Origin of the sequence: Micromonospora sp. NPDC047527 (genome assembly GCF_040643015.1) — a bacterium.
Classification (GTDB): Bacteria; Actinomycetota; Actinomycetes; order Mycobacteriales; family Micromonosporaceae; genus Micromonospora.
Genome location: NZ_JBEYTK010000004.1, coordinates 573,553 through 596,731, shown reverse-complemented (window position 1 = coordinate 596,731; position 23,179 = coordinate 573,553). Strand labels below are relative to the sequence as shown.

General features: G+C 68.3%; 21 protein-coding genes. 12 read left to right on the top strand and 9 right to left on the bottom strand.

From position 1 onward, the window contains the following. Nucleotides 1-50 precede the first annotated feature (50 nt). The 4 genes from ABZ808_RS19470 (at nt 51) to pyrE (ending at nt 2,576) form a co-directional block, all read left to right on the top strand. Nucleotides 51-515, top strand: coding sequence for an Lrp/AsnC family transcriptional regulator (locus ABZ808_RS19470; protein WP_357008095.1), 465 nt, complete (start codon nt 51-53; stop codon nt 513-515). Between the two features lie 94 nt (nt 516-609). Next, nucleotides 610-1,134, top strand: coding sequence for a hypothetical protein (locus ABZ808_RS19465; RefSeq protein ID WP_357008093.1), 525 nt, complete (start codon nt 610-612; stop codon nt 1,132-1,134). 12 nt (nt 1,135-1,146) lie between these two features. Beyond that, nucleotides 1,147-1,983 carry a class F sortase gene (locus tag ABZ808_RS19460; protein WP_357008091.1) on the top strand — a complete coding sequence of 279 codons (837 nt, stop codon included), beginning with the start codon at nt 1,147-1,149 and terminating at the stop codon, nt 1,981-1,983. 65 nt (nt 1,984-2,048) lie between these two features. After that, nucleotides 2,049-2,576 carry an orotate phosphoribosyltransferase gene (gene pyrE / locus ABZ808_RS19455; protein WP_357008089.1) on the top strand — a complete coding sequence of 176 codons (528 nt, stop codon included), beginning with the start codon at nt 2,049-2,051 and terminating at the stop codon, nt 2,574-2,576. A gap of 75 nt (nt 2,577-2,651) precedes the next feature. Here the strand turns inward: pyrE and ABZ808_RS19450 are convergent, their stop codons facing one another. Further along, complete coding sequence (locus tag ABZ808_RS19450) at nt 2,652-3,188, bottom strand: HNH endonuclease (protein ID WP_357008086.1); 537 nt, start codon at nt 3,186-3,188, stop codon at nt 2,652-2,654. Nucleotides 3,189-3,713: 525 nt separating this feature from the next. After that, nucleotides 3,714-4,109, bottom strand: coding sequence for a hypothetical protein (locus ABZ808_RS19445; RefSeq protein WP_357008083.1), 396 nt, complete (start codon nt 4,107-4,109; stop codon nt 3,714-3,716). A gap of 173 nt (nt 4,110-4,282) precedes the next feature. On the opposite strand from ABZ808_RS19445, the gene ABZ808_RS19440 reads away from it, so the two are divergent. Next, nucleotides 4,283-5,053 (top strand): restriction endonuclease, encoded by a 771-nt coding sequence (locus tag ABZ808_RS19440; RefSeq protein WP_357008081.1) that lies wholly within the window; start codon nt 4,283-4,285, stop codon nt 5,051-5,053. Nucleotides 5,054-5,354: 301 nt separating this feature from the next. On the opposite strand, the gene ABZ808_RS19435 is transcribed toward ABZ808_RS19440, so the two are convergent. Beyond that, a complete protein-coding gene (locus tag ABZ808_RS19435; RefSeq protein WP_357008078.1) occupies nt 5,355-6,221 on the bottom strand; it encodes a hypothetical protein in 867 nt (288 codons plus the stop codon). A 477-nt stretch (nt 6,222-6,698) separates the two neighbouring features. Here ABZ808_RS19435 and ABZ808_RS19430 point away from each other — a divergent pair, with 477 nt between their 5' ends. Then, a complete protein-coding gene (locus tag ABZ808_RS19430; RefSeq protein ID WP_357008075.1) occupies nt 6,699-7,172 on the top strand; it encodes a hypothetical protein in 474 nt (157 codons plus the stop codon). Between the two features lie 177 nt (nt 7,173-7,349). Here the strand turns inward: ABZ808_RS19430 and ABZ808_RS19425 are convergent, their stop codons facing one another. Further along, a complete protein-coding gene (locus ABZ808_RS19425) occupies nt 7,350-9,023 on the bottom strand; it encodes a hypothetical protein (RefSeq protein WP_357008073.1) in 1,674 nt (557 codons plus the stop codon). A 1,003-nt stretch (nt 9,024-10,026) separates the two neighbouring features. Here ABZ808_RS19425 and ABZ808_RS19420 point away from each other — a divergent pair. The 4 genes from ABZ808_RS19420 (at nt 10,027) to ABZ808_RS19405 (ending at nt 13,751) form a co-directional block, all read left to right on the top strand. Next, nucleotides 10,027-10,326 (top strand): tyrosine-type recombinase/integrase, encoded by a 300-nt coding sequence (locus ABZ808_RS19420; protein WP_357008071.1) that lies wholly within the window; start codon nt 10,027-10,029, stop codon nt 10,324-10,326. Nucleotides 10,327-10,431: 105 nt separating this feature from the next. Beyond that, nucleotides 10,432-11,598 (top strand): mechanosensitive ion channel family protein, encoded by a 1,167-nt coding sequence (locus ABZ808_RS19415; RefSeq protein WP_357008069.1) that lies wholly within the window; start codon nt 10,432-10,434, stop codon nt 11,596-11,598. A 247-nt stretch (nt 11,599-11,845) separates the two neighbouring features. Next, a complete protein-coding gene (locus tag ABZ808_RS19410; protein ID WP_357008067.1) occupies nt 11,846-13,225 on the top strand; it encodes an MFS transporter in 1,380 nt (459 codons plus the stop codon). Between the two features lie 97 nt (nt 13,226-13,322). Next, a complete protein-coding gene (locus ABZ808_RS19405; protein ID WP_357008064.1) occupies nt 13,323-13,751 on the top strand; it encodes a globin in 429 nt (142 codons plus the stop codon). 33 nt (nt 13,752-13,784) lie between these two features. On the opposite strand, the gene ABZ808_RS19400 is transcribed toward ABZ808_RS19405, so the two are convergent. The 4 genes from ABZ808_RS19400 to ettA all read right to left on the bottom strand — a co-directional run bounded on the left by ABZ808_RS19400 (nt 13,785) and on the right by ettA (nt 17,341). After that, nucleotides 13,785-14,369, bottom strand: coding sequence for a YbjN domain-containing protein (locus ABZ808_RS19400; protein ID WP_357008062.1), 585 nt, complete (start codon nt 14,367-14,369; stop codon nt 13,785-13,787). 131 nt (nt 14,370-14,500) lie between these two features. Continuing rightward, nucleotides 14,501-15,229 carry a hypothetical protein gene (locus tag ABZ808_RS19395; RefSeq protein WP_357008060.1) on the bottom strand — a complete coding sequence of 243 codons (729 nt, stop codon included), beginning with the start codon at nt 15,227-15,229 and terminating at the stop codon, nt 14,501-14,503. Further along, complete coding sequence (locus ABZ808_RS19390) at nt 15,226-15,672, bottom strand: thioesterase family protein (RefSeq protein WP_357008057.1); 447 nt, start codon at nt 15,670-15,672, stop codon at nt 15,226-15,228. The genes ABZ808_RS19395 and ABZ808_RS19390 overlap by 4 nt, the downstream gene beginning before the upstream one ends. Continuing rightward, entirely contained in the window at nt 15,665-17,341 is a 1,677-nt protein-coding gene (gene ettA, locus ABZ808_RS19385; RefSeq protein ID WP_357008255.1) for an energy-dependent translational throttle protein EttA, read from the bottom strand. The genes ABZ808_RS19390 and ettA overlap by 8 nt, the downstream gene beginning before the upstream one ends. 329 nt (nt 17,342-17,670) lie before the next feature. Here ettA and ABZ808_RS19380 point away from each other — a divergent pair, with 329 nt between their 5' ends. After that, on the top strand, nt 17,671-19,071 hold the full coding sequence (locus ABZ808_RS19380) for a trehalose-6-phosphate synthase (protein WP_357008054.1): 1,401 nt from the start codon (nt 17,671-17,673) through the stop codon (nt 19,069-19,071). 41 nt (nt 19,072-19,112) lie between these two features. Next, entirely contained in the window at nt 19,113-21,674 is a 2,562-nt protein-coding gene (gene otsB, locus ABZ808_RS19375) for a trehalose-phosphatase (protein WP_357008254.1), read from the top strand. A gap of 269 nt (nt 21,675-21,943) precedes the next feature. On the opposite strand, the gene cobA is transcribed toward otsB, so the two are convergent. Further along, nucleotides 21,944-23,161, bottom strand: a complete 1,218-nt coding sequence (gene cobA / locus ABZ808_RS19370; protein WP_357008051.1) for a uroporphyrinogen-III C-methyltransferase — start codon at nt 23,159-23,161, stop codon at nt 21,944-21,946. Nucleotides 23,162-23,179: the final 18 nt, after the last annotated feature.

The following is a 23,179-nucleotide window of genomic DNA, read 5'->3' as shown; positions in this document are numbered from 1 at the left end:
CCAACCCAAGGCAGGTGGGCGAATCTGCTTCACGAAAGTAAAGTCGCAGCGTGGACGACATGGACTGGGCGCTGCTGCGCGAATTGCAGGCCGACGCGAGGCTCTCCTTCAGCGAGCTGTCTCGGCGGGTGCACCTGTCCCCACCAGCGGTTGCGGAGCGGGTCCGCCGGCTGGAAGAGACCGGCGTGATCACCGGCTACCACGCCCACGTCGACCTGACCCGGGCCGGCCGCACGGTGGTCGCGCTGATCCGAATGTCCTGTTATGGACCCCGCTGCATCCTGCACGACCCCGAAGTGGCCGGCTGGCCGGAGATCCTGGAGATCCACCGAATCACCGGGGACGCGTGCAGCATGCTCCGGGTGGCCGCCGGCTCGATCGGCGACTTCGAGGCGGTCATCGACCGGCTCGCCCCGTACGGCCAGCCATCGAGCACGATGGTCCTGTCGTCCCCGCTGGACTGGCAGCCGATCACCCCACTCCCGCCCGCCAGCCCCGCCGCCCACCGCCGCTGACCCTGCTCGTCGGCGGGTTTGCCTCCGAGCCAGCGGGAACTCAGCGGCGTGCCCAGGGGAGGGTTCCGGCGGTCGTCGCCGGGAGGGGGAAATCATGCAGGGTCTTCGCACGATCAACCGCGCGCTCTCGTCCGCACTGACACTGTTGGGGCTGGTCGGAGCGTTTGTCCTGTTGTCGGTCGCGCCGGCACGCGCCGGTGAGAACACCTTCGTCGAGGTGACGCCGAACAGCGTCCAGGCCGGCAGCCGGGTCACCATCCGGGCGAGCTGCGACAACAACAACAACGACCGGCAGGCCAACGTGCACTCCGACGCGTTCGGGCACGTGATGCTCAGGCCGGACAACGGCTTCCTCAAGGGAGAGGTCACCGTTCCGGGCAACAAGCAGCCCGGCGACTACCCGGTCGAACTGCGCTGCCAGAACAACCAGACGGCCTCGACCATGCTGACCGTGCTGAACATGGCCTCGCCCAGCAAGGGACCGGCGACCGGGGGCGGCGGCACCGCCGGCGGCCGGGGCACCGGCTCGATCCTGCTGCTCGGCGGCGCGGCCCTGGTGGCCACCGCGGTCGTGCTGGGCATGGCGGGCGGCCGGCGCCGGACCGGGGCCGGCTCCTGAGCCGGATACGCCATGACCCGCAGATCCGCGCGTGCGCGGCCGGAGCGTCGTGCCCGCCTGCGGGCCGGGAGGGCGCTGCGCGCCTCCGGCCGGCTGGTGGTCCGGGCCTCGCACCGGCTGCGCCGGGTCGCCGGCCAGGCGGTGTCCGCCAGCGTCGCCACCACCGACCCGGACGCCCGCCCGCTGCCGCCGAGCCGTCCGGCCGGGTCGCCGCTGGCGCGCCGCCGCTTCGACGCCGGGCCAGGGCTGCCGGTGCTGGCCGTCGCCGCGTTGATGGTGCTGATCGTCGCGATGCTCGGCGTCGAGCAGGTCACCGGGATCAGTGTGCTGCCCGACAGTCTCAGCGCCGGCCTGCGGCCACCGCCGAAGAAGTTCCCGGTGCTGTCGGCCAGCCGCCCGACGAGTCTCGCCATCCAAACGATCGATCTGCAGGCGCCGGTGCATGACGTGGGCATCGCCTCCGACGGCACCATCGCCGTGCCGGACGCCGGCCGCGCCCAGGAGGCCGGTTGGTACGACCAGGGCCCCACCCCCGGCCAGTACGGCCCGGCGGTGATCGTCGGACACGTGGACACCACCAGCGGACCGGCCGTCTTCCATCAACTGGGGGAACTGCGCTCCGGCGACGAGATCGAGGTGACCCGCTCCGACAACAGCGTGGCGGTCTTCGAGGTGGACTCGGTGGAGCGGTTCGACAAGGAGCGGCTGCCCGTCGACGAGGTGTACGGCGACTTCAGCCGACCCGGCCTGCGACTGATCACCTGCGGGGGCCGGTGGGTCGGCGGTCACACCGGCTACTCGGACAACGTCGTGGTCTTCGCGTCGCTGGTCAAGGCCCGATCTGGCTGACGCGCGAGCCGTGCCACGATCCGGGCGGGATCGCGCGGTACCGGTCCGGATGCGACGCTGAGGGCGTGACTTCCTCCCTCGGGCGTCGTGTGTACGAAACCTGCCATCTCACCGGGTCCTTCCGCCTGCGGTCCGGGCAGGTGAGCGCCGAGTACTTCGACAAGTACCTGTTCGAGGCGCAGCCCACTCTGTTGCGGGACGTGGCCGAGGTGATGGTCGCGCTGCTGCCGGAGTGCGACGTGCTGGCGGGGATGGAGATGGGCGGCATACCGATCGCCACCGTGATGGCGCAGATGACCGGGCTGCCGACGGTCTTCGTGCGCAAGCAGGCCAAGGAGTACGGGACCGGCAAGGCGGCCGAGGGCGGCCCCGTCAGTGGCCGGCGCGTCGTCGTGGTCGAGGACGTCGTCACGACCGGCGGGGCGCTGCTGGCGTCGTGCCGGCAACTGCGAGCCGACGGCGCCCTGATCGACACGGTCGTCTGCGCCATCGATCGCGAGCAGGGCGGGCAGGAGAACCTGGCGGCGGAGGCGCTGCGGTTACGCCCCGCCCTTCGCCGTCGCGATCTTGAGCCGCCGGCCGCTCGGCTGTAGCACCACGACAATGACCACCAGCACGGCTGACCTGGACGCGCAGCCGGCACCGACTTCCGCTGCTCTCGGTCAGGCTCAGGCGGCGGCTTCGGGCTCCCGCAGGTCGAGCCAGTCGGCCCAGCGAGGGTCGGGGACACGGTGCCCGAGGACCCGCCAGGCGGTGCCCTTCGGAGCAGCCGGGAGCGCGTGCAGCCGCCAGCCCAACTCCGCCGGCGTCTTGTCACCCTTGGTGTGGTTGCACCTCGCGCACGCGGCGACCACGTTCTCCCAGGCGTGCCGGCCGCCCCGGCTGCGGGGGAACACATGGTCGATGGTCTCGGCCGGACCCCGGCAGTAGGCGCACCGCCAGCCGTCCCGGGCGAAGATCGCCCGCCGGGACAGACCGACGTGGGTGCGGTAGGGCACCCGGACGAACCGGGTCAGCCGGACCACGGACGGCACCGGGAGCGCGTCGCGGGCGCTGTGCAGGATGCCGTCGCCGTCGGCCACGCAGACCGCCTTGGCGGAGAGTACGAGGATCGCGGCGCGACGCACCGACACGACACACAGGGGCTCGTAGGTGGCGTTGAGGACAAGCGCGCCAGAGCCCACCGTGGGTCGTATGTCAGGCATCGCGGTCACCCTCCCGGTTCAGCGGCTGCTGCGGAGCGACGCCGACCGGGGCCGGGCACGACGGCCCGCACGGTCGACGCCGGTCCGATCACCGACGTCCGTTGCGCCAATAGTCCCTGATCGGACCCCGGATTGCACGTACTAATCCCTCATGGGGTATGAGGATCATCCGCATCGGGGCGGATCGCCGTCCCGGCCTGGGAGAACTCTGCCGCTGCCTGACACTGGTTGACAGCCCTTGCCGGCCTCAGTTGTGCCGGATCTGTGCCCGATGATCTTCGCGACGCGTCCTCTCCGCCGTATCCTCAACTCTGCCGTCTGCGGCGACCACAACGACCGCTTGACCCCCAGAGATCGGCAACGCGGTCCTATTCGGCTCGTACCGCTGGTCAACGGTCCGAGGGCGGCCACCAGGGTTCCGCTCGGTGTAGCGGGTTGCTGTACTTCGTTGCTGTACTGCTTGGCCCCGCACACCAACAGCCCTTCGCTGCTCAACGGTCTGCGCCACTCGTGGCGGGCGGGCACCTACTTGAAGACGCCAATGATCCCGGTCACGGTGCCGACGAGGCCACTGACGGTCGCCAGCTTTGCCGAGGCCCCGGTCCAGATCCCTTTGGTCTTCTCACGCCAGCCGAGAGACCACCAGTCACGCCCGAACTTCTGCCACCTGTGCTGTCGTAGGTGGCAGCCCAGGACCAATCCGCTTGAGTTGTTGCGGCAGAACTCAACACCGCCGCCGCGCTTCCTGTTGATTGCGCCGCAGTACACCGGCGCCTGGAAGAGAACGAAGAGGATCAAGAGGCCGACGAGAACCGCGTAGACGCCGGGGCCGAACGCGCTGCTACCAAGGGACAGGAGGAGCACCGCCAGGACGCCGTAGCCCCAATACCGCCATAGGTTCGACTTGCCGCGAGACGCCATGGGTGCGAAGAGTACCGACACGAGGGCAATTCGTGAACATCTTTATGGGTTGGTCGGATTGTCGACAACCATCAGTGGCACCGACCTAGAGGTAGGGCAAATCAATCCTTATAGGGCGGCAGGCTGTCATGACCGCTCGGGCGCAATCAATGGTCCTGGATAGCCTTCCGGCCATGACGGAGTCAACCGAGGACACTCCCGGGTCCTGGAGTGAAAGCCCGCTCATTGACGATATCGCCGACCCGCTGGATAGATGGGCGAGGGCTACAGCCGTACTCCTCGGAGCCGCGACAGAAGGAGCTGGTTGCGTCGCCGTGTTTACCGTGGACAACCAGGCCGGCACTGCGGTGTTGCTACTGGTCGGGGCCGTCCTACTCCTACTAGGGCTACAGGGCACTCCTCTGCGCAGCTTAGGCGGCGGCGATTACAGGGTTGAGCTGACGCGACTGCGCCGCCGTGCCGTGGCGGTCGTGGATCAGGCTGCACGGCAGGAGTCCGCCGAGGTAGCTGCTGCCGTCGCCGATGCCGTGAGCGCGATTGATCCAGGCGTACGTTTCCCTTTCTGGCCGGCAATGCGGTACGAGCAGCAGGTCCGAGAGGCGATACAGGCCGCAGGAGCGAGTCTAGGCTCAACGCGCCTTTCGGCCCACCGAGATCAGGGCGTAGATCTATGCGTTCAAGTCCCCGAGGGCAGGGTCAACGTTCAGGTGATTTACCGCAGGCACGGCAAGATTGGGTCGCGAGAGGTCACGCTCGCAGTTGTGAAGATGCGCAACAGCGGCGTCGATGGCGGCTACCTAATCGTTACTAACGCGGCCACAACTGCTGATGCACAAACCCGTGCTTCCCTCTTGGGCGGAGCGGACAAAGTTGAAATCGTGACATGGACCGATGACGAAGATACCGAAGAGTTGAACGCTGCCTTGCGACGGGGCGCTCGCTGAGCACTTACAACCGCCCGCACACCACCGCTCGCGCTCTCTCCTTCTAGCCATCCGTCGGCCTTCGTCCGCACCCTGTGGAGTGGGTGGGGCCTGCCCGGTCAAGGTGGAGCACCCTACGTCTGAACGACCTTGACCGGGCAGGCCCCACCCACTCGGCTTTGCCCGGACGAAGGTCGTCGGGATGGCGCCCACCATCCCGGAGTGCCCGAGCGCCCCACCGGAGGCGCGCCCACGGGGAGCAGGAGCCTTCGACGCGCCATCGTTCCGCGCTCGAATAGGCGACGCATAGCGGAGGCTCGTTTCAGTTTCGTGGAAGGACCCAAGCGAGCACGGCGACAATGATGCTGACGAAGGTGAGAAACATGCTCGTGGTGGCGACAATGAACATTTTTTGTTCGAGCAGTTCGTCTTTGCGATAAAGTGTGCTGACCCACTTCAATCCAGCGAGCGCCTTGCGCCAGACTGGTGCCGCATTGAAACGCGACTTGAGCGTTACGCTGCTTGCGGTCAAATACGCCCACATCCCTGCAAGCATGGGTATGGCTGCAAACGCGATGAAGGCAACGGTTGCCGCCGCCGCAACTTGGTTGCTGAAATTCGAGCTTTCTGGATCAATGGTGTCAATGGCCGCCTTGACGAAGCCGTACAGGAAGAGAGCACCGAACAGGAGGACGTTCGGCACCACCGCGATTGTGCCGTAGTGCCACTTCTGACCTCTGCGCTCGGCTCGCTCTAGGATAGCGACAGTCTTGTAGAATTCGGTCGGAACTTTGCTACTTGTAGAACGCAGTTCCAGCCAGCGCGATTTTTTGGCATGCTCGCCGGCGGTGACTGATATTTGCGCTCCGCTTGGAAAGACTGCCTCGACCTCAAAATGAAACAAGCGGCCTCTTGAGGCGTGCTCGATTAGTTCGCTCAACGTCGCAGCTTTATAGAGCCTGAACGTCTTAACCGTGAAGGGAGACTTGGGACTTAGCCCTTTTGGCGGAGACATAGAAGAAGTCTCGCTGCATTGCCAGATGACCTGAGCAGCGACCGCAACCAGGATGTCCTCAATATCTCGAACGTCTTGGATGTCCAATCGGGCCGTCCGGAAGCGTGCGCTGCCTAGCTCGGTTACATTCAGGCTAGTTCTTAGCTCGGCGCTTGTGCGGTCGTGAGTCGTCACCCGACGCACCCTATCTTCCTCTGCCCTCTGCGACCGCGGCTCCGAGTGCCAATCTTCGTCCCTCTCGTAAGCCAAGCCCCGATCTGCCAGAACCCATGGCGGACCGGCCTCCGTCGTATGTCGCGCCACCGGCGGGCTGAAACCGACGCGCTGACGGCCGAAGGCCAAAGGCGCGGCGGCGGGCCATCGGGCCGGCCCAGGTTCGGCGGCGCGAGCGGCCCGCGACGCGGGCCGCCTTGATCTCGTACAGAAAGTTCTCACACCACATCTGCCCAACAGCTTTGCCCAACAGCTGTGTCCTGTCACGGGACATGCTTGACACTCGCGTCCCACTAGATGTTTGACATGATCATCACTGGTGCGGTTGCACACCGACTAGCCTTGCCGGCGTGCTCGACGCGATCGGACGCCTGGTCCTGGTGAGGCATGCGATGCCCGCGGTTAAGCCCGAGGTTCCAGCCGCACGCTGGCAGCTCGATGAGCCGAGCCACCGGGCGCCGGGCGTCCCGCGCCCTGAGCATCGCCGTTCCCGAAGAGGGCTACTACGTCTCTAGTAACGAGCCCAAGGCGCTGCAAACCCTCCAGGAGATGGCCCGTGGCCAGTACGTGGCCACCGATGCGGGCTTCTGTGAAGTGCAGCGGCCCTACCGCTGGTCGGACGACTACAGGCAGCAGGCCCGGGCTTACATCGAGGGTATCTGCCATAACGAATGGGAACCACACGCCCACGTCCTGGCTCGCTTCGATGCCGCCGTGGCGCGCCACGCCAGCGTCGCTGCTGTATATGAGCGCACTCTGATCGTCGGCACGCATGGCCTGGCCCCGACCGTCTGGCTCGCCAGCCGCCTGCCCCTGCTGCCGAGCCCGGCTGACTTCTGGGCGGCGCTGACCTTCCCCGACCTCATCGACGTGGATCTCGTCAACAAGACAGCGGAACGTCGTCGTTTCTAGGCCAACCGTCAATCATCAGCTGGGACGGATCCGTCAAGCATGTGGTGGGACTAGACAACTTGCCCAACAGCCTGTGATCCGTCAGCTGATGCGCGACAGCCTCCCTCCGTAGACTGATCACGACAGCCGCCCCACCAGCTGATCTCTGACGATGCTATGGCGGGCACCTGCACGCACCTACCGGACGAGCGGCTCTTTAGGACCGTCAAGGCCCGGAAAACCCCAGCCCGTGGTCTTGAGTGGCTCATCGTCCCGGCCAGCCCGTTGGCCAGGCATAAAAGCGCGGAACGGCTCACCGTCTGCCGGCCGAATCTTCATGGTTCTTCCTGCCCCACGACCCGCTTCAAGTTCCGCCAGCAGGTCCAACCGATCCGCGATCTCGGTCTCTGTATGAAAATATGTGACCGGGCCCAGGTCTAGGTGCATACCGAGAATCTCCAAACGGACATCAGCGGTGACCCGTATGACCGACGTCTCTCGGCTGAGCAGGCATCGAAGAGTTTCGTCTACCGATCCGTTCAAGGTCGCCGTGTAAGCGACCACCGTCCGCATCGCCACGCAATGCCCCTCGATGAGTAGCCGAGCAATCCTGAGGTCGATGCGATCTGCGGCCGATATCTCGTCTGGGATAGGGAAGTAGGTTCGGCAATGGCGCTGGACGACGTCCAGGTCATCTGCCAGCATCTCCGTGATTCGAAGCAAGCGGCGGTCCTCGTCGTCGACCGCGGGTGGGGTGTCGCGGTTAAATGTGCCGAGCCGCTGTCCGTCGAACTCAAACTCTATCGAGGCACTGTCTTGCAGGCTGCGGTACAGCGCGATCGTTTGCAGCACAGTCGCAGGCATGGCACGGGTGAACCGGAAGCTCCCATCCATATGACTCTGGTGGTCGTTGCCGATGAGCATTTGAATGGTGGCAGTGTCTTCGAACCTCAACGTCAGCGAGTTGCCGAGATCGCCCCTCCCGACCCGCACCAAAGTGCCCTGAAACGAGGCGGTTAGCTTGCCATCGCCGGCAAGCGCAGTCAGTCGCGCAGTCACTTCGTGGTCCGTCGGCACCTCAGCCGGAACCGCTTCAATCTCCAGGTGACCAGTCGGCGCGGGCAACCAAGGTGGCCCGGTGTAGGTGAGGTTGCGCGTGACCTCAGGCGGAAGAGTCAGTCGCTCATCGGTACCGAACCCTATAACCCGTCGTAGGACCGGTCGCAGGTCGGCGTGCTCAGGCCCGAGCGCATCGCCACTGACCCTCAAGGTGATCGGCGAGACGACATGGGCATGCGGGTGCTTCGCCTGGATCCTGTGCACAACCTCGTCCCCATCCATCACCGTCCTGACGGCCCAGTGGGGGTCCAGTGTGTCCGCGATGCGCGTAAGCGCTCGGGTTCGTGCGGTCAGATCGGCTAGTCCGCCTGCGAGGACCGCTCGCTCCTGCTGAAAAATTTGCGCGGCTTCCCGAAGCTGATCCCTGTTGAAGTAATCCACAAGGTCGGCATTCCTCGCGAACCAGCTGTCAAGCTCGACCCTCCCCAGAATCCGAATCTTGAGATCGGGCTGGTCCGTACCAAGCTCGTGGACGAATCGCTCCTCGCCAGGAGTCGGGTTTGTTGGGATTACTAATGTCCACTCATCAGGTTGGTGCGCCATGGCTTCGCGGAACGAGTTGGCGATCTGCCTACGCTGGGTTCGACGTTCGACTCCGAAGCCGTCCCGGAAATACTTGAGCTGAAAGATGCGCAGGCGTTGCCCCTGTCGGACGACGACGTCACGGCCGCCGTCGCCACCTCGGCCGTCGTAAACCCGCACTTCGTCGCCCGGTCCGCTGTATAGCCGAACGAGCAGAGCCTCGATCCGCACGTCGAATTCCGGCTGATTCAGGTGATCCCAGTTAATAGAAATGGTTCCTCCTAATCGCCTTCCTGCCGTTTTCTCACGCCCACCAAAAAGGCATCAATGGCAGTGATCGTTGTGCCTCAACACTTGGGCTCCACCTGCACAGGCGGCTTGTCCGCCCACGAGCTTAGGGCCATACCTTCGGCGTGGGCAGTGGGATCTCGAAGTTCGACCACACTGCTCGTTGCCGCCCCGACAGTTCCTCCTCCACGGTCATCCGTCGACGATACGAAGAGACCGAAGAATATCCAATCCCCTCGTAGGCCTGCCGCCCTAGGCATGCCTTAGGCGCCAACCGGATTGCCCAGCGCCAGCCGGAAGCGCCTAAGTGGGTAGTGATTCGCTCCAATCTCGCAGCCGATTAGCTAAGGCGATGACTGCATCGTGAGCGCCCGTGAGGTAGTACGGATCTCCGCCGATTGATGCGTAGAAATGATCCGTCGGGGGACGGAACGTGCTATGCGACCGTGTCACAGCAACCGCTCTAGACCTTCCCAATGACCCCGGTGCAATCATCGTTATTAAAAGCCCTTCCGATGCAAGGGTTTGCCAAGAGATGCCCCCGAATGGGCCATGTCCAGTGGCCGCGATCTGGGGAATCCTCTCATCTAAGTGCTCGAAGTGATGCCGCGCTGGCTCGTATTTGCTGACCTCTGCTTCGAATGCCCGCTTCGCCAATCGGACCTCTGGTGCACCAGGAAGCCTTTTCACTACAAGACGAAGTCGCTGCACTGTACCGACGAACGCGATGACATCGCTTACGAGTGACAATTGAAAGCCTTCTGGCACCTCGCGGCCCCGCATCGCTGCCTCATAGTCGGTTGCAGCAGACAGCATCCGTCTATAGAACAGGTCGACGGCGGGAGTCAGGACCTCAACGGCATCCAGGAAGAGGGTCTGCTGTCGATCCAAACCCGAGGGGCGCGACGGAAAGATTCGCTCCATGCGGTGAAGGTACTGGAGGAGGGTGACAGCGACCGACCGCTACTGGTCTGAGTTGTGGGAAGACTGGCGTTCCGATGTTGGCTGGCCCAAGGAGGGCACCTTCCACTCCCTGCGCCATTTCTTCGCCACGACCCTGATGAGCAGCGGGGTTGAACCGCAGCACGTACAGAAGGCGCTGCGGCACGCCAGCCTGCGGATCACGCTGGAAACCTACGTCCACTGGCTGCCGAAGAAGGACCGACCACGCGGCTTGGTCGGCCAGCTCCTGAGGCAGGCGAGCGGCCAGCCGCCGCAAACTTCCGCCACCCAAAATCGGCGCTAAGTTGCGCCCCGGTTGTGCCCGATGATCTTCGTGGCATGTTCTCGCAGCTCAGCGCTGGTCTACGCCGGCCGTTCCGGGACTTCACGTACTAATCCGGGGTCGGACATGAAGCTCCTTCCCGCACCTGTCACGATGGCCGGTTCACACCGGTCCGACCCCGCCCTCGGCGGGATCTCACCCGGCCGGTGGGTCGGCGGCGGGCGGTCGGGCCCCTTGCGGTACGAAGACAGGGTGAGTGCCGCCAGCGTGACCCCCCTCGCCCTGTCCACCGTCGGATCGGTGAACTGTCAGGGCAGCACCTCCTGCGAGTTCCTGTACCGCATGACCAGGTCGGAATGGTTCGCGGAGGGCAGCTACTGGATCCTGCTCAAGCCACTGCGGGTGCTGGTGATCGTGGCGCTGGCGATGGTGGCCCGCTGGGCGCTACACCGGACGATCAGCCGGCTGGTCCGGACCACCACCGAGGGTGCCGTGCCGACGATGCTGCGGCCACTGCGCGAGCGGGTGCCCACCGCTGCGGTCGACCCGGCCGAGTTCGTGCCCGAGCGACGTCGGCAGCGGGCCGAGGCGATCGGCTCGGTGCTGCGCAGCCTGACCACCGCGTTCGTCTTCGGCATCGCGCTGCTGATGATCCTGCGCGAGTTCAGCTTCGATCTCGCTCCACTGCTGGCCAGCGCCGGCATCGCCGGTGTCGCGCTGGGCTTCGGCGCGCAGAGCCTGGTCAAGGACCTGCTCGCCGGGCTCTTCATGCTCATCGAGGACCAGTACGGCGTCGGCGACAACGTCGACCTGGGCGAGGCGACCGGCGTCGTCGAGGCGGTCGGGCTCCGGGTCACCACCGTCCGCGACGGCCGGGGCGTGCTCTGGTACATCCGCAATGGCGAGATCATCCGGGTTGGCAACAAGAGCCAGGGCTGGGCCCTGGTGGTGGTGGACCTGCCGATCGGCTTCAGCGGCACCGAGGAGGCCAGCGCCGTGCTGCGGACGGCCGCCGCCTCGGTGGCGCTGGACCCGGAGCTGTCGCCGGAGATCGTGTCGGCGCCCGAGGTGTTGGGTGTCGAACAGATGACGGTGGATGGCGCCGTGATCCGTACGGTGGTGAAGACGACCGCTGACGGTCAGTTCGCGGTGGGCCGGGAGCTGCGCCGCAGACTGGCCGAGGCGCTGGAGAACTCGGGGATCACCGCGCAGATCGCCGCGGCCCGCATCTATCCCGGCGCGCCGGCCCGTCCGTTGCCCGAGGGTGAGACGGGTCAGGGCGGCGCCACCTGACCTCGGCGGTCTGGCCCGGCAGCACTGTCCGCCGATGCAGGGGTCGCGAGCCGCCCGGCCCCTCAGGTATCGTCCGTTCGTTCAGTCGGGGATGCGACGAACGAGCCGTTCGCCCTAGCTAGTTGTCAGACGATCGGGCAGAATCCGAAAGACGCGTTCCCCCCGGAACGTGGTCACATCCTCGCTGATCCGTAGATCTGACGAGTGTTCCCGGCCGGGCTGTCACGAGCGGCTGCTCCGGGGGCCGATGGAGGCGACGGTGCCTGACGAGCGACCTTCCGCGGAAGGCCCGGCCACTTTTCGCGAAGTGTTCGCCCAGCGCGAGTTCCGGGCTGTCTTCGCCGCTGGGGCCCTCTCCTGGATTGGTGACTACGTCGCCAAGGCTGCCGTCACCCTTCTCGTCTACCGGCAGACCCAGTCCGTCGCGCTCTCCGCCGCCGCGTTCGCCATCAGCTACCTGCCGTGGCTGGTCGGTGGCCCGCTGCTCGCCGCGCTGGCCGAGCGATACCCGTACCGGCGGGTGATGGTGCTGTGTGACCTCATCCGGATGACGTTGATGTTGCTCATCGCCCTCCCGAACCTGCCGGTCCCGGCGCTGCTGGTGCTCATCTTCGCCACCACGCTTGCCAACCCACCGAGCCAGGCCGCGAAGTCCGCGCTGATGCCGCAGATCCTCGCCGGGGACCGGCTGGTGGTCGGGTTGTCGCTGAACAGCAGCATCGGGCAGGCCGCACAGGTCGTCGGCTACATGTTCGGCGCGGCCATCGCCGCGATCGACCCGAGGGTCGCGCTGTTGTTCAACGCGGTCACGTTCGGCGTCTCCGCGCTGCTGGTCCGCCTCGGTGTGCGCAACCGCCCGGCGGTGATGACCAGCGCGCACCGCAGCCACCTGCTCCGGGAGACCGCCCAGGGGTTCCAGATCGTGTTCGGCACGCCGGTGCTGCGGGCCATCGCGGTGCTGGTGTTCAGCGCGATGCTCTTCTCGATCGTTCCGGAGGGGCTGGCCGCCGCCTGGGCCAACAAGCACCCCAGCGTCGACATGAACCCCGGCACGGCGCAAGCGGTGATCATGGTCGCCAACCCGGTGGGCTTCATCCTCGGTGGGCTGCTGGTGAGCCGGCTGTTCGGCCCGGCCCGCCGATTAGCCCTGATGCGGCCACTCGCGGTGCTCTCGCCGCTGGTGCTGGTGCCGGCGCTGTTCGACCCGCCTCCGTTGGTGGTGGCGCTGCTGGCCGCCCTCTGCGGGTTCGCGGTCGCCGGCATGCTGCCGATGGCGAACGGGCTGTTCGTCCAGGCGCTGCCAGCCGGGTTCCGGGCCCGCGCGTTCGGCGTGATGGCGACCGGCGTGCAGGTCATCCAGGGCATCGCGGTGCTGGTCACCGGAATGCTCTCCGAGCGGTTCCCCATCCCGGTGGTGGTCGGGGTGTGGAGCGCGGTCGGGGTGGTGCTGATGACGGTCGCCGCGCTGCGCTGGCCGGACAAGCAGACGATCGACGAGACGATCGCAGCGGCCACCGCGGCCAACGCCGCGCCGGCCCCCGAACAGCGTGCCCCGGCTGCCGACGACACGACGACGGGCACCGATCCGCGCTCCGGTGACGACCGTCACCGGCAGGTGGTCACCTGACCGCTGCCCCAGCGCCGAGGCCCAGGCCGAAACGGCGTGACCCGACGCACGGCGTCCGGGTCGGGTCGGGTCGGAACGCACCTGGCAGGATGGAACGGTGAACCCCGCAGGTGAATCCGACCGTCCCGGTGCGTCGATGACCCTCTTCGAAGCTGTCGGCGGCGAGCCCACCTTCCGCAGGCTGGTGGATGAGTTCTACGTCGGCGTGGCCAACGATCCTCTGCTGCGGCCGATGTATCCCGAGGAGGACCTGGGGCCGGCTGCCGACCGGATGACCCTGTTCCTGATGCAGTACTGGGGTGGGCCGAACACGTACTCCGCCCAGCGCGGGCACCCGCGCCTGCGGATGCGGCACGCCCCGTTCCGGATCGGCGCGGCCGAGCGGGACGCCTGGCTGCGGAACATGCGCCGCGCGGTGGACCAGCTCGATCTGGAGCCGCAGATCGCCAGCACCCTCTGGGACTATCTGGAGCGGGCCGCGTACTTCATGGTCAACGCCACGGACGACCCGGCCGAGCCCGCCTGACGGCCCGCACCGGGCACCCGGCCCGCGTGACGCTCAGAGCAGCGCGCCCTCGTCGTGCAGCCAGTCCACGAAGCTGGTGGCCACCGCCGCGCCGCAGTCGAGCATCTCGACCAGCAGCGCGTCATGGGTGCCGGCGCCGAGCGGCACCTGGAGCTCGGCATAGATCGGCAGTTGCCCGCGCTCGGTCGGGTCACCGATGTACGCCTTGCAGAACCGGCGGGTGTGGTTCCACTCGTTGACCACCCGGTAGGCCCGGTCGGCCCAGTCCGGTGGGACCGTGGCGTGCGGACGGGCCCGCATCACCAGGATCTCGTCCTCCGGGCCCTCGAGGGTCACCAGCACGGCGTGCCGCTCCCACATGGCCAGCAGGTTGCCGTCGCCGTCGGCCAGATAACGCACGTCGAGTAGATCGAGTGCGTCACAGACCCGGCCCAGGCTCACCGGCTCGATGGTTGCCGACATTTCGGCCAGCACGGGCCGGTCGCTGCCCGGGCAGTCGTCCCCCGGCTGGCGAGGACTCGGCGGCCCGACCCGGACCGCGCTGTCGACTGTGATCCCGCTTCCGGTTCCCGGATCGCCGCCGTCGGCGGGACCGGGGCGCCATGACCACCACGGCATCGCTCGCGCACCTCACTCCCCAGCGGATCCAGTCGCCTACGGTGCGTTGGATCCGAGGATGGACGGTACCCGGACAGCCGAGTTGAAGCACCCCCCCAACGACAGCACCGAACCAGAAGAATGATCCGGGGTCATCCGTTCGGACGAGTGATCAGGGGTTTCAGAGCAAGATCGGTGGCCTTCTGCAACCAGGCGGCTCCGTATGGTCCCACCAGGCCGACCCAACGGCCGGCAACCCGCACCTGCACCTCGGAGCGCGCAGGGCCGCCAGCCGAACCGTCGACCGCGCTGCCGGCCGGCCCGAGGAAGCCCATCCGGACCAGCCCCTGCACCAGCCGCTGCGGCACCTCCACGTCCGGGCCCGGCGGGGCATCCGGGGTGACCAGCACGGCCACGTGGTCGAGCAGCGCGTCACGCAGCGCCCGCTGGCCCACCGCACGGCCGGCAACGCCCTGCTCGCTCGCCTCGCGCAGCGTGCCCGCAGCCGCGTCCGCGATCCGCCGCACCTCGACGCTGGGCAGCACCTCGACGGGCCGGCTGCCCATCGGAGGCAGCGGCCAGCGCCACTGCGCGTCCCGACGGGCCGGCAACGTCGCGCCACCGCGTTCCAGCTCGGCCAGCAGTTTCGCGGCCTCCACCGTGACGTCCACGGCGCCGCCGTCGGTCGGCCCGCCGGCCACCGTCCGGACCACCAGCACCTGCCACGGCAGCCGGGCCCAGAGGGCGACCCGGCCGGGCGTATCGCCCGGCCGCAGCCGCACCGGCGCACCCGGATCCAAGCGGACCAACCGAGCCAGGAACGCGCCCGCGTCGGCCACCCCGGTCAAGCCGTGCCCCGCTGCCGGGTCCGGCCGGGTCATCCGCCGCCGCCCTGGGGGGCGTACGTGAGCAGGAAGGCCCGCTCCTCGGCGCTGATCCGTCGGGGCACCTGGCGGGTGAGGTCGAACGGCACCAGCACCGAGCGGGCGCGGCTGGCCAGCACCTCACCGTCGTACATCTCGTAGGCGACGGTGAACCGCGAGGCCCTGATCTCCTCCACCCACAGCTCGATCCGCACGGTGGGCGCGGCCTCCGCGGTGGCGCGACCGAGCGCGTAGTCGACCGGGCGCAGGTAGTCCACCTCGTGGCGGTGGATCACCACCCCGTCGGCGAACGAGCCGACCCCCCAGGCCCGGCCGCCGGAGAACATCAACGCCACCCGCGCCTCCTCGTAGAGCGTGAGGAAGCGCGAGTTGTTGACGTGGCCGTACGCGTCCAGGTCGGACCAGCGCAGCGTGCAGTGGTAGACGAAACGGTCAGTCACGGGTCAGCTTGCGGTAGGTCACCCGGTGCGGTCGGGCGGCCTCCGCGCCGAGGCGGTCGATCTTGTTCTTCTCGTACGCCTCGAAGTTGCCCTCGAACCAGAACCACTTGGCCGGGTCCTGGTCGTCGCCCTCCCAGGCCAGGATGTGCGTGGCGACCCGGTCCAGGAACATCCGGTCGTGCGAGATGACCACGGCGCAGCCGGGGAACTCCAGCAGGGCGTTCTCCAGGCTGGAGAGCGTCTCCACGTCCAGGTCGTTGGTCGGCTCGTCGAGCAGGATGACGTTGCCGCCGATCTTCAGGGTCAGCGCCAGGTTGAGCCGGTTGCGCTCGCCACCGGAGAGCACCTTGGTCGGCTTCTGCTGGTCCGGGCCCTTGAAGCCGAACGCGGCGATGTACGCCCGCGACGGCATCTCGACCTTGCCCACCATCAGGTAGTCCAGCCCGTCGGAGACGACCTCCCAGACGGTCTTGTCGCCGTTGAGGCCCTCACGGTTCTGGTCGACGTACGACAGCGAAACGGTGGGGCCGACCCGGACCTCGCCGCCGGTCGGCTCCTCCAGCCCGACGATGGTCTTGAACAGCGTGGTCTTGCCGACGCCGTTGGGGCCGATGATGCCGACGATGCCGTTGCGCGGCAGCGAGAACGACAGGTTGTCGATCAGCAGCCGGTCGCCGAAGCCCTTGCTGAGGTTGTTCGCCTCGATCACCGTGCTGCCCAGACGCGGGCCCGGCGGGATCTGGATCTCCTCGAAGTCGAGCTTGCGGGTCTTCTCCGCCTCGGTGGCCATCTCGTCGTACCGGTCCAGGCGGGCCTTGGACTTGGTCTGCCGGGCCTTGGCGTTGGAGCGGACCCACTCCAGCTCCTCGGTGAGGCGCTTCTTCATCTTGGCGTCGCGCCGGCCCTCGACGGCCAGCCGGGCGGCCTTCTTCTCCAGGTAGGTGGAGTAGTTGCCCTCGTACGGGTACGTCCGGCCGCGGTCCAGCTCCAGGATCCAGTTGGCCACGTTGTCCAGGAAGTACCGGTCGTGGGTGATGGCCATGACGGTGCCGGCGTACTTGGCGAGGTGCTGCTCCAGCCAGGAGACACTCTCGGCGTCCAGGTGGTTGGTGGGCTCGTCGAGCAGCAGCAGGTCGGGTGCCTCCAGCAGCAGCTTGCAGAGCGCCACGCGGCGGCGCTCACCACCGGAGAGCTGGGTCACGTCGGCGTCCGGCGGCGGGCAGCGCAGCGCGTCCATGGCCAGTTCGAGCTTGGAGTCGACGTCCCACGCGTCGAGGTGGTCCAACTCCTCCTGGAGCTTGCCCATCTCCTCCATCAGCTCGTCGGAGTAGTCGGTCGCCATCTGCTCGGCGATCTTGTTGAACCGCTCCAGCTTGGCCTTGGTCTCGGCGACCGCCTCCTCGACGTTGCCGAGCACCGTCTTGGATTCGTTGAGCGGGGGCTCCTGGGCGAGCATGCCGACGGTGTAGCCGGGCATGAGCCGGGCCTCGCCGTTGCTCGGCTTGTCCAGCCCTGCCATGATCTTGAGGAGGCTGGACTTACCGGCGCCGTTCGGACCGAGCACACCGATCTTGGCTCCCGGCAGGAAGCTCAACGTCACGTTGTCGAGCACGACCTTGTCGCCGTGCGCCTTGCGCGCCTTTTCCAAGACGTAGATGTACTGGGCCACGGTGCGGGCTACCTCCATCGGTTGCGCTGTCGCTGATCGGCGGCGCGGCGCGGGCCAGGACCTCCACCCGCCGCCGCCGGCCGGGAGCCGGCCACACGCACGCCATCGTCAATCCTGACAGGTACGGCGCGCATCGCCCACATCACCCCGCCCGAGGAGTACGCGGGCGAGCCACATCCTCACCTGCGACCGAAGCTGTCGACAAGATCACCTCTAGGATTCGGCGAACACGGGGCGGGTAGGAGACTCCGGCACGGGGGCCCAGAGGCCGCAGCTACGCTCAGTACGCTCATCGCGGTGGACCCGTCAGTACCCGGAGGTGGCCGATCGTGACCGTCCGTAGCTCCTTTGTCGTAGTGGCGAACCGTCTGCCGGTCGACGAGGTGAGCACACCCGAGGGACGGCAGTGGCGACGCAGCCCCGGCGGGCTGGTCACCGCGCTGCATCCCGTGCTCGCCGAACATCAGGGCACCTGGGTCGGCTGGGCCGGTGGCACCGGCGCCGCTCCCGAGCCGTTCGACCTGGAGGGCATCCGACTCCACCCGGTGCCGCTCAGCGCCGAGGAGCTGGAGCGCTACTACGAGGGCCAGTCCAACGCGACGATCTGGCCGCTCTACCACGACGCGGTCGAGACGCCGGCCTACAAGCGTCGCTGGCGGGAGGCGTACCGGCTGGTCAACGCCCGGTTCGCGGAGGCCGCGGCGGACGTGGCGGCCGAGGGCGCGACGGTCTGGGTGCAGGACTACCAGCTCCAGCTGGTCCCGGCGATGCTCCGCGAGCTGCGTCCGGACCTGCGGATCGGGTTCTTCCTGCACATCCCGTTCCCGCCGATCGAGCTGTTCATGCAGATGCCGTTCCGCACCGAGATCCTGCGCGGCCTGCTCGGCTCCGACCTGGTCGGCTTCCAGCAGCGGCTGGCCGCGCAGAACTTCGTCCGGCTGGCCCGGCACCTGCTCGGCCTGCGCTACGAGGGGCAGATGATCCAGGTCGACGGTCGGCAGGTGAAGGCGGGCGCCTTCCCGATCTCCATCGACACGCAGGAGATGGAGCGGATGGCCGCCGACCCGGCGATCCAGGCCCGGGCCAAGCAGATCCGCGCCGAACTGGGCGACCCGAAGACGATAATCCTGGGTGTGGACCGGCTGGATTACACCAAGGGCATCGAGTTGCGCCTGAAGGCCTTCCGCGAACTGCTCGCTGACGGAAAGTTGACAGTTCCGGACGCGGTTATGGTGCAGGTCGCCACGCCGAGCCGCGAGCGCGTCGAGCACTACCAGGCACTTCGAGTCAAGGTTGAGCGCGAGGTTGGTCGGATTAATGGCGAATTCGGCAGGGTCGGCGTGCCTGCCGTGCATTACCTGCATCAGTCGTACAGTCGCAGTGAACTGGCCGCGATGTACGTCGCTGCCGACGTGATGATGGTGACCCCGCTGCGAGACGGAATGAATCTGGTGGCCAAGGAGTACGTCGCATCGCGCGCCGACCAGGGTGGCGCGCTCGTGCTCAGTGAGTTCGCCGGCGCCGCAACCGAGCTGCGCCAGGCATTTTTGTGTAACCCGCACGATCCGGACGCGGTCAAGGACGCCCTGCTCCGGGCAGTGCACGTGGAGAAAACCGAGGCACGCCGCCGGATGCGGACAATGCAACGTCACCTGCGTACCCACGACGTGGGGCACTGGGCCAAGTCTTTCCTCTCCGAACTCGGAGTCTCCGAGGCGGAGGCCGCGTGAACACGTCCGTCAACGACGGAGCGGCGATCGCCGCCGGAGTGATGGACTCGGAGCTGAGATCCGCCATCGGCCGGATCGCCCGGGTTCCCCAACTCCTCATCGCCTGCGACTACGACGGCACGATCGCGCCGATCGTGGAGGACCCGAGCACGGCCGTACCACTGCCCGAGGCGGTGGCCGCGATCCGCGCGCTCGCCGCGCTGCCGCAGACCACCGTGGCGGTGATCTCCGGCCGGGCGCTGCGCGACCTGGCCGCGCTCTCCCGCCTGCCCAGCGAGGTGCACCTCGTCGGCAGCCACGGCTCCGAGTTCGACATCGGCTTCGTCGAGCGGCTCTCCCCCGAACTGGTGGCGGTACGCACCCAGGTGCGCAACGCGCTCCGTGAGATCGCCGCCGAGCACCCCGGCATCCGGCTGGAACGCAAGCCGGCCAGCGTCGCCATGCACACCCGGGGTGTCGACCCGCAGATCGCCGCCTCGGCCATCGAAGCGGTCCGCAACGGCCCGGCCACCTTCGACGGCGTCACGGTCACGCAGGGCAAGGAGGTCATCGAGCTCTCCGTGGTGGCCACCCACAAGGGCACCGCGATCGACCAACTGCGGACCCAGCTCGCGGCCAGTGCGGTGCTCTTCATCGGCGACGACGTCACCGACGAGAACGCGTTCGGCAACCTGCACGGGCCGGACCTCGGCATCAAGATCGGGCCTGGCGAGACCCAGGCCGGCTACCGGGTGGCCGAGCCGATCGAGGCTGCCCGCGCGCTCGGGCTGCTGCTGGAGACCCGCCGGCACTGGTTGTTCGGCGAGCGGGCGGTGCCGATCGAGCGCCACTCCATGCTGGCCAACGGCCGAACCGTCGCGCTGCTCACCCCCGAGGCCAAGGTCAGCTGGCTCTGCCACCCCAAACCGGACTCGGCGGCGATCTTCGCCGACCTGGTCGGCGGCAGCCCCGCGGGCCACTTCAGCGTCGCCCCGGAGCGCGGCGGCATTCCGCTGGGCCAGCGTTACCGCTCCGGCACGATGACCGTGGAGACCCGGTGGTCCGGGCTCACCGTCACCGACTGGCTGGACAAGCCGACCCGGGAAACCAACCCGGACGGCCCGGCGGTGGTCACCGGCGACTCGACCCTGATCCGGGTGCTGACCGGCAGCGGCAAGGCCCGGGTGGAGTTCGCGCCGCGGCCCGAGTTCGGTCAGGTCGCTGTGCAGTTGCAGCCGCTCGGCGACGGCCTGCTGGTGCTCGGCTCCAACGAGCCGGTCGCCCTCTACTCCCCCGGGGTGGAGTGGCAGGTCACCAACGACGGCGGGTACGAGACCGCCAAGGCGCTCGTCGACCTGTCGGCGGCCGGTGGGCAGGTCGTGCTGGAGCTGCGCTTCGCCACGCACAGCCTCGAGCACCACCGGGTGCCGATCCACGAACGGCAGGCCGCGGCCGAGCAGCCGTGGAAGGACTGGGTGGCCTCGCTGCGGCTACCGTCCACCGCCCGGGACCTGGTCGTCCGCAGCGCGCTCACCCTGCGCGGGCTCTGCCACGAGGCGACCGGCTCGATCCTGGCCGCGGCGACCACCTCGCTCCCCGAGGAGTTGGGTGGCGTCCGCAACTGGGACTACCGCTACTGCTGGCTGCGCGACGCGGCGCTGACCGCCCGCGCGCTGGTCGACCTGGGCTCCGTCGAGGAGGCCGAGGCGCTGCTGCGCTGGGTGGACGGCTGCATCGAGCGCACCGGCGGTCACCCGGAGCGGCTGCACCCGCTCTACACGATCGACGGCTACGAGCTGGGTGCCGAGGCGGTCATCGACACGCTGCCCGGGTACGCCGGCTCCCGGCCGGTCCGGGTCGGCAACCTCGCCAACCACCAGCTCCAACTGGACGTCTTCGGCCCGATCGCCGACCTCATCGCGGCCGTCGCCGACGCTCGCGGCTCGGTCCGCGAGGACGAGTGGCGGGTCCTGGAGAACATGGTCGAGGCCGTCCGGCGGCGCTGGCACGAGCCCGACCACGGCATCTGGGAGGCCCGGCTGCCACCCCGGCACCACGTCTTCTCCAAGGTGATGTGCTGGATGACCGTCGACCGGGCGCTGCACGTGATGCGCGAGCACGGTGGCGAGGACCGGCCGGAGTGGAAGGACCTGCGCGACCGGATCGGCGCCAACGTGCTGGAGCACGGCTGGCACTCGGACGTCGAGGCGTACAGCGTCGCGTACGGCGACGAGGACATGGACGCCTCGTCGCTCTGGATCGGGCTCTCCGGCCTGCTCCCGGGCGACGACCCGCGCTTCCTCTCCACCGTCCTACGGATCGAGGCGGACCTGCGCAGCGGCCCGGTCGTCTACCGCTACCACTGGGACGACGGCCTGCCCGGCCGCGAGGGCGGCTTCCACATCTGCACGGCGTGGCTGATCGAGGCGTACCTGCGCACCGGCCGCCGCACCGACGCCGAGGAACTGTTCGCGCAGATGGTGCTCACCGCCGGCCCGACGGGGCTGCTCCCCGAGCAGTACGACCCGCTCGCCGAGCGCGGTCTGGGCAACCACCCGCAGGCGTACAGCCACCTGGGTCTGATCCGCTGTGCCCTGCTGCTGGACAACATGCTCAAGCAGTAGCCGACAGGCACTTCGACGACGGGCCGGAGCAGCGCTGCTCCGGCCCGTCGTCGCTTCGTACCGGTCGCCCGAGCGCCGCCGTCACGGCCCCCGCCCTCGCCCTCCGCGCGTCCTTTGCTCTGCTTCACTCCACGCAACACAAACAGCTTCTCCGTGTTGCGCCGGTTGAAGCAGAGCAAAGGACGCGCAAGGGACCTCGAGCCTCCCGCTCTCGTGCCGGCGGCGCCACCCGGCGCCGCGCTGACGCCCACCGGGACCGATGTCACCGGTCACCCGTCGAGCGCACCCACCACGTCACCGACCACCACGACGGCTGGCGGGCGCAGGTCGGCCGCCAACGCGTCGCCGGCCACCGCGCCGAGCGTCGACCGCAGGACTCGCTGCGCGCCCGTGGTGGCCTCCTGGACGACGGCGGCCGGCGTCTCCGGCGGTCGGCCGTGCGCGATCAGGGTGGCCGCGATGGCGGCGAGGTTCTTCAGCCCCATCAGGATCACCAGGGTGCCGCGCAGGCCCGCCAGGGCCTCCCAGCGCACCAGCGAGGCCGGCGAGTCGGGTGCCAGGTGCCCGGAGACGACGGTGAACTCGTGCGCCACCCCCCGGTGGGTGACCGGGATGCCGGCCGCGGCCGGCCCGGCGATCGAGCTGGTCACCCCGGGGACCACGGTCACCGGTACGCCGGCCGCCGCGCACGCCAGCAGCTCCTCGCCGCCCCGGCCGAAGACGTACGGGTCGCCGCCCTTGAGCCGGACCACGGACGCGCCGGCCAGCGCCCTGTCGACCAGGATCTGGTTGATCTCCTCCTGGGCGCGGGACGGACCGTAGGGGATCTTCGAGGCGTCCACCAGCTCGACGTCGGGGCGTAGCTCGTCCAGGAGCAGCCCGGGCACCAACCGGTCGGCGACCACCACGTCCGCCTCGGTGAGCAGCCGCCAACCCCGCACGGTGATCAGCTCCGGGTCCCCAGGACCGGACCCGACCAATGCCACCCGCCCTCGCACACCCTCGGGACGTGTCCCCTCCGGCGCGGCGGGCCTGCGTGCGTCGAGAAGGTCGCGGATCGCGTCGCGGACGGTCATCGCGCGCCGGGGATCCCCGCCGCCGAGCACCGCCACGGTGACCGGGCCGTGCCGGGTCACCGCCGGAGTCCAGGCCGTCGCCGCCGTGCGGTCGTCGGCACGGACGCAGAATATCCGTCGTTCGGCGGCGGCCACGGTCACGGACTCGGCCGCGACCGGGTCGTCGATGGCCACCTGAACCAGCCATGCCCCGTCCAGGTCGTCGGGTGCGAACCGGCGCGGCGCCCAGCGCAGTCGGCCCGCGTCCGCCCGGGCGCGCAGCGCCGGGGTCAGCTCCGGGGCCACGAGCAGGACGTCCGCGCCGGCGTCCAGCAGCGCGGGCACCCGCCGGGTGGCGACCGCGCCGCCGCCCACCACGACCACCCGCCGCCCGTCGAGCCGCAAACCGAGGGGGTACGGGCTGGCGCTCACGCCGTGCCCCCTCGCTCG

Excerpts from the sequence above, each read along its gene's own strand:
- ABZ808_RS19440 (WP_357008081.1), top strand. The coding sequence starts at position 4,283 with ATGACGGAGTCAACCGAGGACACTCCCGGGTCCTGGAGTGAAAGCCCG.
- ABZ808_RS19410 (WP_357008067.1), top strand. The coding sequence starts at position 11,846 with ATGGAGGCGACGGTGCCTGACGAGCGACCTTCCGCGGAAGGCCCGGCC.
- ABZ808_RS19400 (WP_357008062.1), bottom strand. The coding sequence starts at position 14,369 with ATGCCGTGGTGGTCATGGCGCCCCGGTCCCGCCGACGGCGGCGATCCG.
- ABZ808_RS19430 (WP_357008075.1), top strand. The coding sequence starts at position 6,699 with ATGAGCCGAGCCACCGGGCGCCGGGCGTCCCGCGCCCTGAGCATCGCC.
- ABZ808_RS19465 (WP_357008093.1), top strand. The coding sequence starts at position 610 with ATGCAGGGTCTTCGCACGATCAACCGCGCGCTCTCGTCCGCACTGACA.
- ABZ808_RS19450 (WP_357008086.1), bottom strand. The coding sequence starts at position 3,188 with ATGCCTGACATACGACCCACGGTGGGCTCTGGCGCGCTTGTCCTCAAC.
- otsB (WP_357008254.1), top strand. The coding sequence starts at position 19,113 with ATGGACTCGGAGCTGAGATCCGCCATCGGCCGGATCGCCCGGGTTCCC.
- ABZ808_RS19460 (WP_357008091.1), top strand. The coding sequence starts at position 1,147 with ATGACCCGCAGATCCGCGCGTGCGCGGCCGGAGCGTCGTGCCCGCCTG.
- ABZ808_RS19395 (WP_357008060.1), bottom strand. The coding sequence starts at position 15,229 with ATGACCCGGCCGGACCCGGCAGCGGGGCACGGCTTGACCGGGGTGGCC.
- ABZ808_RS19445 (WP_357008083.1), bottom strand. The coding sequence starts at position 4,109 with ATGGCGTCTCGCGGCAAGTCGAACCTATGGCGGTATTGGGGCTACGGC.
- ABZ808_RS19415 (WP_357008069.1), top strand. The coding sequence starts at position 10,432 with ATGAAGCTCCTTCCCGCACCTGTCACGATGGCCGGTTCACACCGGTCC.